The organism is Kitasatospora sp. NPDC127067 (assembly GCF_042724755.1).
Classification (GTDB): domain Bacteria; phylum Actinomycetota; class Actinomycetes; order Streptomycetales; family Streptomycetaceae; genus Kitasatospora; species Kitasatospora lactacystinica.
On the sequence record NZ_JBHXEM010000114.1, the window covers coordinates 17,982 to 28,203 of the forward strand.

At 74.3% G+C, this 10,222-nt stretch carries 10 protein-coding genes; 6 read left to right on the plus strand and 4 right to left on the minus strand.

The window, feature by feature from the left end; all coding sequences use genetic code 11:
* Positions 1-15: 15 nt before the first annotated feature.
* The 3 genes from ACFWJ4_RS32460 to ACFWJ4_RS32470 all read left to right on the plus strand — a co-directional run bounded on the left by ACFWJ4_RS32460 (position 16) and on the right by ACFWJ4_RS32470 (position 3,357).
* On the plus strand, positions 16-762 hold the full coding sequence (locus ACFWJ4_RS32460) for a TetR/AcrR family transcriptional regulator (protein WP_380550466.1): 747 nt from the start codon (positions 16-18) through the stop codon (positions 760-762).
* A complete protein-coding gene (locus ACFWJ4_RS32465; protein WP_380550469.1) occupies positions 746-2,380 on the plus strand; it encodes an acyl-CoA dehydrogenase family protein in 1,635 nt (544 codons plus the stop codon). Before ACFWJ4_RS32460 ends, ACFWJ4_RS32465 begins: the two co-directional genes overlap by 17 nt.
* A gap of 77 nt (positions 2,381-2,457) precedes the next feature.
* Complete coding sequence (locus ACFWJ4_RS32470) at positions 2,458-3,357, plus strand: amidohydrolase family protein (RefSeq protein WP_380550484.1); 900 nt, start codon at positions 2,458-2,460, stop codon at positions 3,355-3,357.
* On the opposite strand, the gene ACFWJ4_RS32475 is transcribed toward ACFWJ4_RS32470, so the two are convergent.
* Positions 3,358-4,161, minus strand: a complete 804-nt coding sequence (locus ACFWJ4_RS32475) for an inositol monophosphatase family protein (RefSeq protein ID WP_380550472.1) — start codon at positions 4,159-4,161, stop codon at positions 3,358-3,360.
* Between the two features lie 197 nt (positions 4,162-4,358).
* Here ACFWJ4_RS32475 and ACFWJ4_RS32480 point away from each other — a divergent pair, with 197 nt between their 5' ends.
* A complete protein-coding gene (locus tag ACFWJ4_RS32480; protein ID WP_380550475.1) occupies positions 4,359-5,351 on the plus strand; it encodes an Lrp/AsnC family transcriptional regulator in 993 nt (330 codons plus the stop codon).
* 156 nt (positions 5,352-5,507) lie between these two features.
* Entirely contained in the window at positions 5,508-5,930 is a 423-nt protein-coding gene (locus ACFWJ4_RS32485) for a hypothetical protein (RefSeq protein ID WP_380550486.1), read from the plus strand.
* Between the two features lie 36 nt (positions 5,931-5,966).
* On the opposite strand, the gene ACFWJ4_RS32490 is transcribed toward ACFWJ4_RS32485, so the two are convergent.
* From ACFWJ4_RS32490 to ACFWJ4_RS32500, 3 genes are all read right to left on the minus strand, one after another.
* On the minus strand, positions 5,967-6,854 hold the full coding sequence (locus ACFWJ4_RS32490) for a helix-turn-helix domain-containing protein (RefSeq protein WP_380550478.1): 888 nt from the start codon (positions 6,852-6,854) through the stop codon (positions 5,967-5,969).
* Between the two features lie 151 nt (positions 6,855-7,005).
* On the minus strand, positions 7,006-7,488 hold the full coding sequence (locus tag ACFWJ4_RS32495; protein WP_359907208.1) for a hypothetical protein: 483 nt from the start codon (positions 7,486-7,488) through the stop codon (positions 7,006-7,008).
* Between the two features lie 215 nt (positions 7,489-7,703).
* On the minus strand, positions 7,704-8,411 hold the full coding sequence (locus tag ACFWJ4_RS32500) for a 4'-phosphopantetheinyl transferase family protein (RefSeq protein ID WP_380550480.1): 708 nt from the start codon (positions 8,409-8,411) through the stop codon (positions 7,704-7,706).
* Between the two features lie 255 nt (positions 8,412-8,666).
* Here ACFWJ4_RS32500 and ACFWJ4_RS32505 point away from each other — a divergent pair, with 255 nt between their 5' ends.
* Positions 8,667-10,151, plus strand: coding sequence for a choice-of-anchor A family protein (locus ACFWJ4_RS32505; RefSeq protein WP_380550482.1), 1,485 nt, complete (start codon positions 8,667-8,669; stop codon positions 10,149-10,151).
* The last annotated feature ends 71 nt before the right edge of the window (positions 10,152-10,222 follow it).

Sequence of the window (10,222 nt, forward strand, 5' to 3'; positions counted from 1 at the left end):
TGCTTCAATGCTTCCATGGCCTACCGACGCACCCCCGCCGTACAAGCCCGCCTGGACGCCCAGCGGGAAGCGGTGCTCCAGTCGGCGGTCGGCCTGCTCGCCGAGCGCGGCTACGGCGGCTGCACGATGGCCGCCGTGGCGGACCGTGCCGGGATCGCCACCGGCAGCCTCTACCAGCACTTCTCCGGCAAGGCCGAGCTGTCGGTGCAGCTCTTCCGCCGGGTGGTCACGCACGAGATCGACGCGGTCAACGCCGCCGTCGCCCTCCGGGACACCCCGAGGCAGCGGATCGCCGCCGTGGTCGAGACCTTCGCAGCCCGTGCCCTGCGCGCGCCCCGGCTGGCGTACGCGCTGCTGGTCGAGCCGGCCGACGCGGTCGTGGACGAGGAGCGCCTGGTGTTCCGGCGGGCGTTCCGGGACGTGATCGCCACCGAGATCGCCGCCGCGGTGGCGAGCGGCGAACTGCCCGAGCAGGATCCGGTGCTGACCGCCGCCGCCCTGGTCGGCGCGGTCGGCGAGGCCCTGGCCGGCCCGCTGGCGGCCGCGCCGGTCGCCGCCGCCGGGCCCGAGCGCGGCGACGGCACCACAAGCAGCAGCACCACCAGCACCACCACAAGCAGCAGCACCACCAGCACCACCAGCACCACCACAAGCAGCAGCACCACCAGCGGCGCCACCAGGAGCGACAGCACCGCGGTGGTCCCCGCCCTGGTCTCCTTCACCCTGCGTGCCCTGGGAGGACGCGATGACAGCGACGCATGAGGTCACCAACCAGGTGCCCCTGCCGTACGGCCACGACACCGCCGCCGACCCCACCCTGCTCGACGCCCTCCGGCGGGCCGACGCCGGCTGGGCCGAGCCCGAGCTGCGCGAGCTGGGCCGGCTGGCCGGTTCCGAGCAGGCCGCCGAGTGGGGCCGGCTGGCCAACGAGAACCCGCCGGTGCTGCGCACCCACGACCGCTTCGGCCACCGCATCGACGAGGTCGAGTTCCACCCGTCCTGGCACGAGCTGATGCGCACGGCCGTCTCGTACGGCCTGCACGCCGCGCCCTGGCGCGACGAGCGCCCCGGTGCCCACTCCGCCCGTGCCGCCAGGTTCTTCGTCTGGGGCCAGGTCGAGGCCGGTCACACCTGCCCGGTCTCGATGACCTACGCCGCCGTCCCGGCGCTGCGCGCCAACCCGGCGCTGGCCGCCGAGCTGGAGCCGCTGCTGGCCGCGCGGGAGTACGACTTCGGGCTGCGCGAGCCGCGCACCAAGCGCGGGCTGATCGCCGGCATGTCGATGACGGAGAAGCAGGGCGGCTCGGACGTCCGCACCAACACCACCACCGCCGTCCCGCACGCCGACGGCACCTACCGGCTCACCGGCCACAAGTGGTTCACCTCGGCGCCGATGTCCGACCTCTTCCTGACCCTCGCCCAGGCTCCGGGCGGCCTCAGCTGCTTCGTGCTGCCGCGCGTCCTGCCGGACGGCAGCCGCAACCGCCTCCAGCTGATGCGGCTCAAGGACAAGCTCGGCAACAAGTCCAACGCCTCGGCCGAGCTGGAGTACGACGGCGCGGTCGGCCTGCTGGTCGGCGAGGAGGGCCGGGGCGTCCCGACCATCATCGAGATGGTCAACATGACCCGGCTGGACTGCACCATCGGCGCGGCCTCCGGCATGCGCTACGGCGCCACCCGGGCGGTCCACCACGCCCTGCACCGGCGGGCGTTCGGCAAGGCGCTGGTCGACCAGCCGCTGATGCGCAACGTGCTCGCCGATCTGGTGGTGGAGTCCGAGGCGGCCACGATCACGGCCATGCGGCTCGCCCGGGCCACCGACCTGACCCTCGCCGGGGACGGGAACGAGGCGCTGGTCCGGCGGCTGGGCCTGGCGGTGGCCAAGTACTGGGTGTGCAAGCGCGGTCCGGCGCACTCCGCCGAGGCGCTGGAGTGCCTGGGCGGCAACGGCTACGTCGAGGAGTCCGGGATGCCCCGGCTCTACCGGGAGGCGCCGCTGGTGTCGATCTGGGAGGGCTCCGGCAACGTCGCCGCCCTGGACGCGCTGCGTGCCATGGCCAAGCGTCCGGAGAGCGTCGAGGCCTTCCTGGGCGAACTCGACGCCGCCGCGGGCGCGGACCGCAGGCTGGACGCGGCCGTCGCCGCGCTGCGCAAGGAGCTGACCGACCTGGGCGACCTGGAGTACCGCACCCGCCGGCTGGTCGAGTCGATGGCACTGGCCTTCCAGGGCTCGCTGCTGGTCCGGTACGGCAGCCCGGCGGTGGCCGACGCGTTCTGCGCGAGCCGGCTGGGCGGCGACCACGGCGCGGCCTTCGGCACCCTGCCGGCCGGGGTCGACACCGCGGCGATCATCGACCGCGCCCGCCCGGTGATCGTGTGAGCGGTCAGGGCCGGGCGAGCGACCAAGGCCTGGCAAGCGACCAGGACCGGGCGAGCGACCAGGGTCAGGAGAACGACCTGGACCGGGCGGGCGGTCAGGAAGCGGACGGCGTACGGCGGTTCTGGCAGGAGCTCGGCCTGCCCGGGCTGATCGACGTGCACACCCACTTCATGCCGAAGAACGTCCTCGACAAGGTGTGGGCGTACTTCGACGCGGCCGGCCCGCTGGTGAACCGGCCCTGGCCGATCACCTACCGCGAGGCGGAGGAGCAACGGGTCCGCCGGCTGCGGGACTTCGGCGTCCGGGCGTTCACGTCCATGCTCTACCCGCACAAGCCCGGCATGGCCGGTTGGCTGAACGCCTGGGCCGCCGAATTCGCCGCCCGCACCCCGGAGTGCCTGCACACCGCGACCTTCTTCCCCGAGCCCGGGGCGCCCGGCTACGTGGCCCGGGCGATCGAGGACGGTGCCCGGGTGTTCAAGGCGCACCTCCAGGTCGGCGGCTACGATCCGGCGGATCCGCTGCTGGACGAGGTCTGGGGGCTGCTCGCCGAGACCGGCACCCCGGTGGTCACCCACTGCGGGTCCGGGCCGGTGCCGGGCAGGTTCACCGGCCCCGGCCCGATCGGCGCGGTGCTGGAGCGGCACCCCGGTCTGGTCCTGGTGGTCGCCCATCTCGGGATGCCCGAGTACCGCGGCTTCCTCGACCTGGCCGAGCGCCACCCGGCCGTCCGGCTGGACACCACCATCGCGTTCACCGACTTCGCCGAGGCCGACGTCCCGTTCCCGCGCGGGGAGCTGCCGCGCCTGCGCGGGCTCCGGGAGCGCGTCCTGCTCGGCAGCGACTTCCCCAACATCCCGTACCGGTACGTGCACCAGCTGGAGGCGCTGGCCGGGCTGGGGCTGGGGGAGGAGTGGCTGCGGGCGGTCTGCCACGACAACGCGGCCGCCCTCTTCGGCATCAAGCCCGAGGGCTGATCACCGTACCGTCCGCAGCAGTTCCAGCGCCCGGGCGTGCAGCCCGGGCGCGGCGGCGAGGAAGCCGTCGGAGCCGGTCGTCCAGGCCGACCCGGCGGCGTCCGTCACCGCGGCGCCCGCCTCGCGCGCGATCAGCGCGCCGGGCAGCAGGTTGCCCGCGTCGAGGCCGTATTCCCAGAACAGCGCCAGGTGGCCGGAGCCGACCTGGGCCACCTGGAGCGCGGTGGGGCCGAGGTTGCGCACGGCCAGGACGGCACCTGCCATCGCGGACAGCGACTCGCCCGCCCGGCGCAGCGCCACCGGGTCGGCGGCCACCCGGGGCGGCTGGCTGGTGGCGGCGACGGTGACGGCCAACTCCCGTTCCAGGGGCGCGATCGGCCGTCCGTCCAGCTCGGCGCCGCCGCCGAGCACCGCCCGGTAGGTGCGGCCGTCCTGTTCCGGGGCGTGCACCACGGCCAGCACCGCCGCGCCGTCCCGGACCAGCGTGGCGGTCACCGCCCAGTGCGGCTGCCCGAGCAGGTACTGCACCGCGCCGTCGGTCGCGTCGCACAGCCACCACTCGCCCTCGGTGGGCACCGACCCGTCCAGTTCCTCGGGCGCCCAGCCGGCCTGCGGGTGCAGCGCCGTCAGCCGCTCCCGCAGTGCGGCGGCGGCCGGGCCGTCCAGCTCGGCGAAGCGGGCCGCGGCCTCCTCGGCGGTCCGGGCGGTGACCGGGTCGGCGGACCGGCGTGCGGCCAGCCCCGCACCGACCTCCCGTACCGCGGCCTCCACACCCTCCGCAAGCGTCCACAGTTCGTTCGTCACGGTGACTCCTCCTCGATTCCTCACCCCGGGCCGGAGCCCCCGACCGGAGCCCCGGGCCGACGCCCGACCGGAGCCCCGGGTCGGAGCTTCCGGCCGGGGCTCGGGGCCGGTGTGCTCCGGCCGCCCGGGACAAGGAGTACCGTCAGGGCTGCCGAACAGGACGCAGAAGCCGCCGAGAGTGACGGGGATCGGACACCATGGACCTCTCCACCGCCGATCCGGACAGCGTGCTGGACGTCCTCGACCGCCGCCTGGTGTGCGCCCTCCAGGTGGACGGACGGGCCGAGCCCGGCCGGATCGCCGAGGTCCTGGGCGTGTCCGCGCGGACGGTCACCCGCCGGCTGGGCCGGATGCGGCAGGCCGGGGTGCTGCGGGTGGTCCGGCTGCCGGACGTCGAGGACGCGGCCGTGGGCGCGCTGCTGCTGCGGGTCCGGGTGCTGAGCGGCCGGGTGGACGCCATCGCCCAGGCCCTCGCCGACCGCCCCGACGTCCCGTTCGTCGACGTGATGCTCGGCGGCCACGAGGTCGGCGCCGTGATGCTCACCGACGCCGGTTCCCGCGACCGGCTGCTGTACGGGCAGCTGCCCGCGACCGGCGCCGTCACCGAGACCACCACCCACGCGGTGCTGCACGCCTTCGCCGACGCCGGGCAGTGGCAGGCCGGGCATCTGACCGAGGAGGAGGCCGAGGCGCTCGCCCGGCCCGCCGTCCCGCGCCCCGCCGCACCCCCGCCGCTGGACGGCCTCGACCGCGCGCTGCTGGAGCGGCTGGGTGAGGACGCCCGGCAGTCCCACGCCGTGCTGGCCGCGGCCGTCGGCGCGCCCGAGTCCACGGTGCGCCGCCGGCTGCACCGGCTCGACGGGGCGGGGCTGCTGCGCACCCACGCCACCGTGGACCCGCGGCTGCTCGGCATGGCCGTGGACGCCAACCTCTGGCTGGACGTGCCGCCCGGCCGGATCGCCGAGGTCGGGGCGGCGCTGGCCCGTCACCCGCAGGTGCACGGGGTGTTCGCCACCAGCGGTCCGGCCAACCTGCTGGCCACGGTGTTCTGCCCGGACCACGGCGAGCTGTACCGCTTCCTCACCGACACCCTCGGTCCGCTCGGCGTCGCCCGCGCCGAGACCACCATCACCGCCCGCGCGGTGAAGCGGGCGGGCGTGCTGCTCCGGCAGCCGCCCCGGAGGCCGTAGGGCGTGTCTGACAATTCCCGCCGGGCACCCGACGGCCGTTACCTGCGGGGTAATCGACGCCCGCCGCCGCACCGGGCAGGGTGGTGGCACCCGGTGCGGCCGCCACGGTCCCGGGCTCCCACCCCCGACAGGAGGCGATCCGCCGTGTCCGCCCACGTGAACACCCTCACCCCCGCCAGGCCCGGTTCCGTCTTCTCGCCCCGGACGGTGCGCGGCGCCCTCGCCCTGGACGCCCTGGTCACCGGCGGCAACGGCCTGGCCTACCTGGTCCTCTCCGGCCCGCTCGGCGAACTGCTCGGCGCCGGCCGCACCACCCTGGTCGATGTCGGGCTGCTGCTCCTCGGCTACGCGCTCGCGGTCGGTGCGCTGGCCGCCCGCCGGCGGCCGCCGGTGCTCGGGGTGCGGACCGTGATCGACGTCAACCTCGCCTGGGTGGTGCTCAGCCTGGTCGCGATGGCGGTGTGGTTGGAGCCGACCACCGCCGGGTCCGTCTGGATCCCGGCGCAGGCCGTGGTGGTGGCCCTGTTCGCCGTCCTCCAGTTCACCGCCCTGCGGCGAGAGGCCCGCGAGCGGGCCTAGCGTTCGGGCCCGACGACTAGCGTTCGGGCCCGACGACTAGCGTTCGGGCCCGACGGCGGCCTGCAGGAACCGTGCCGTCTCCGTGTCGGCGGGGAGGAAGGTCTCCATGGCCAACTCGGAGACGGTGACGTCCACCGGCGTGTTGAAGGTCGCGATGGTGGAGAGGAAGGAGAGCACCCGTCCCTCGTGCCGGATCCGCATCGGCAGCGCGAACGGGAACCCGTCGACGGCCGGTCCGCCCGTGACGGGTCCGCCCGCGGCCGGACCGTTCCCGGCCGAGCCGTTCCCGTCCGGTCCACCCGCCGGGTCCTCGGCGGGCGGTTCGGGGTAGCCGCGGACCTCCTCGTACAGCCGGCGCAGCGGCTCGGCGCGGACCAGCTCCAGCTGCCGTTCCATCCGCTCCAGCAGGTGCTGCCGCCACTGCCGCAGGTTGACGATGCGCGGAGCCAGCCCGTCGGGGTGCAGGGTGACGCGGATCGCGTTGAACGGCGGTTCCAGCAGGTGAGGGGCGACGCCGTTGATGAGCAGCCCGAGCGAGCGGTTGGCCGCCAGCACCCGGAAGGACCCGTCGACCACGACCGCCGGGTACGGGTCGTGGGCGGCCAGCAGCCGTTCCAGTCCGCCGCGCAGCGCGGCCATCGACGGGTCGTCCAGCGGTGTCTCGCGGTAGTGCGGGGCGTAACCGGCCGCCAGCAGCAGGGTGTTGCGCTCGCGCACCGGGACGTCCAGCTGCTCGGCCAGTCGCAGCACCAGCTCCCGGCTCGGCCGGGAGCGGCCGTTCTCGACGAAGCTGAGGTGGCGGGCCGAGGAGTCCGCCCGCAGTGCCAGTTGCAGCTGGCTGAGCTGCCGTCGTTCCCGCCAGCCGCGCAGCAGCGGGCCGACACCGGTTCCCGTCGGGCTGCCCATGCCCGCCATGATCGTCATGGCCCAGGACGGTACTCGAACGGGCCCGGTCGGCGGGAGGGGGCGCGACGGTCGGGAGGGCGCGGCGGGAGCAGGGGACCGGAGAACTCAGGGGAAGCCGGGAGGAACCGGGAGGGGCCGGGAGAGCGGGAGGGGCCGGGGGAGCAGGGTCTCAGACGCCGGTGCTCGACCCCGGGCGGATGACCATGAGCACCACGACCACGGCCCACAGCAGGTTGAACACCCCGGCGGTCATCGGCAGCATCTTCAGGCCGCCGACGGCCTTGGTGTGCTGCTCGTCCGACGGGTCGAGTTCGAGCGCGTCCACCGCGGCCTGCTGGCCGGGCAGCACGAAGAGCAGCAGGGCGAGCGCGGCGATCGCGGTCAGCACCATCGAGACGATCACCCAGGACTGCCCGAGCACGTCCATCACCTGGGCCAGGCCGATGCCCAGCACCGGCACCGCGACCCCGAGCAGCGCGTAGACCTGGGTGATCCGGTGCAGCACGCGCAGTACGCCGGCGTCGGAGGCCCGGTCCGGGCCTCCGGCCAGCGCGGCCTTCGCCCGGCGCGGGAACATGCTGACGGCCACCGCGACCGGGCCTATGAACAGGACCGACACGAGGACGTGCAGGCTCAGCAGGAACTTGGCCATGGCGGGGCACCCTTTGGATCCGGTGGGCAGCTGGTGGGCGGGCACCCGCGTTCGGCGTGCCCACGACCAGGCACGCTAACACCGCTTATTTCCCGGCCCACCGCGCGGGTGGGCGCCGGGGAGCCCGCTCCGGCCCGGTACTCGGCCCGGCGCCCGTCCCGTCCCGGCCCTGAGCCGGCTCCGGCCCGGCGCCGAGCCCCCTCCGGCCCGGCCGTTCAGCCCGCCGCCATGAGCTCCACGATCCGGGGCGGGGCCGTGCTGACGGCGCCCACGGCGGCGGCGTGCTCCGGGTCGGTCCAGTCGAGCAGGTGCAGGTCCTCCCACCGGCTGCGCAGCGGCGGGCCCGGCGGGACGGACAGCGGCAGGGCGGAGAGGTCGACCCGGCCGAGGGTGTCCAGGGTGGCCCGTCCGATCTTGATCAGCGATTCCTTGCGCACCCAGAGCCGAAGGAAGGCCTGCTCCGGCTCCGGGTCGGCCTCGACCAGGGCGAGCTCGGCCGGGGCCAGCACCCGGCGGGCGACCGAACGCAGCGAGCCGCCCCGGTCGGACAGCTCGACGTCGACCCCGACCGGCTGGAACCCGGCGCCGGCGGCGACCACGCCCCGGGTGTGCGACAGGCTGACGTGCACCCCGGGGTGGTCCGGCAGGTAGGGCTTGCCGTGGTCGGCGAGCCCGCAGTCCGGGCACTGCTGGGCGAGGACGAGGCCGGCCACCGGTACGTCGAGCAGCCGGGCGGCGCAGAGCCGGACCAGCAGGTGCCCGGCGGTGAAGTCGATCCGACCGGACTCGTGCCGGAAGCGCGCGGCGCGTTCCCGCTCCATGGCGGTCAGCAGGTGCTCGCCCGCCTCGGGGTGCCGCAGTACGGCGTCGGCGGACGCGACGGAGACGAGCGGCGCGCTCTGTTCCTGGGCCTCGGTGGTCATGCCTCCCAACCTAGGCCCTTGCCGCCGGTCGGCGCCCGCCCTGGGGATCCCTGCTCCGTACGTATGAGTTTCGGATCCGATCTGAGGGTCTGTAGGCTGCGATAAGTCCGTTTTGGTATTGGATATCCCGGATCTATGGGATCGCCAGCAGATCGTATGGAACGTGGCGGGTCATCCGGTCTCGCCCTTTTCTCGTGCACGGAGGAATTGTCGATGGATCAGGCCACCGGTTCGCCGGATCACAGAACGACCACCGTGAGAACCCCGGCGACGCGCGGGCGCCGGGCCGTCAGGATCGCGGTGGCGACCGCCGTCACCGCGCTGCCGCTGGCCGCGGTGCTGACGGTCGGTTCGGCCGCTCCGCTGGCTCCGCCGCTGGGCGCCTGCACGGGACCCGACTGCCCCGCCACCTGGCCGCCGCCCAACAACGGCGACTTCACCGGCCGCGACTCCACCATCAACGTCTTCACCGGTGGCAACTACACCGTGAACGGCCGGGCCGCGGAGGCCGAGGGCAAGATCGTCGCGCTGGGGAACCTGACCGTCGACAAGAACGGCGGCGGCATCTACAACATGGGCGTCGTCGGTGTCGGTTCGCGCGTGGTGCCGCCGAACGGCAGCGACTTCGTGACCACCGGCGGCAACGTCGACGTGGTGACCGGCAACGCGATCCTGATCGGCGGCAGTGACTCGCACGGGCCGGCCTTCGGCAACCTGCGGCACGCGGGCTCCGTCACCGGCACCGTGAACATCGACCCCACCGGCGAGTCGATCCAGGACCCGAACGCCGCCGCGCCGTACCAGACGGTGCTGACCCAGATCGAGGAGGTCTCCGACTGCGTCGGCCGGGCCACCGCGACCGGCACCGTCGACATCTCCTCCAGTCAGGCGACCTTCACCGGTGACGGGACCAGCATGAAGCAGGTCTTCAACGTCACCCAGAACCTCGCTTCGCCGTCCGGCGGGCAGATCGGCCTGGTCTTCAACAACATCCCGGCCGGCGCCACCGTCGTGGTGAACATGCTCGGGGACAGCCCGATCATCAACACCTACACCGGCACCGGGCTGGCCGGCGACCAGACCACCGACATGCGCTCGAAGCTCATGTACAACTTCCCGACCGCGACCTCGGCACAGATCCTCGGCAGCGCCCAGTTCCAGGGCTCGGTCATGGCCGGCAACCCCGGCGGCACCACGACCATCGCCCAGCCGGGCATGAACGGCCGGGTGTACCTCGCGGGCAACCTGATCCACACCGGCACCGGCGGCTACGAGATCCACAGCTACCCGTTCGACGGTGACCTGCCGGACTGCGTCGTGACGCCCAGCCCGTCGCCGACCTCACCGACGCCTTCGCCCTCGCCTACCTCGCCGTCGCCGACATCTCCGAGCCCGACGTCGCCGTCGCCGACCTCACCGTCCCCCACGTCGCCGTCGCCGACCTCTCCGACCCCGACGTCCCCGTCGCCGACCTCTCCGACCCCGACGTCCCCGTCGCCGACCTCGCCCGCGCCGACCTCGCCGTCGGCCAGTGCGACGACGTCGAGTGCCGGTCCGGCCCCGACCAGCCACCGTCCGACCGGGCAGCCGACCAGCCACCACCCCGGTGGCGGCGGTGAGTTGCCCTCCACCGGCGCGGGCAACGCCCCGGTGGTCTTCGGCGTGGCGGGCGTCGGCCTGCTCGGTCTCGGCGGCCTGGCCGTGCTGGCCGCCCGTCGTCGTCGTGGCCGCCACGGCTGACGGTCCGTACGACTGAGGAGCTGAGGAGCCGAACAGCCGAACAGTCGAACAGCGGCGCAGGCCGCCCGGGT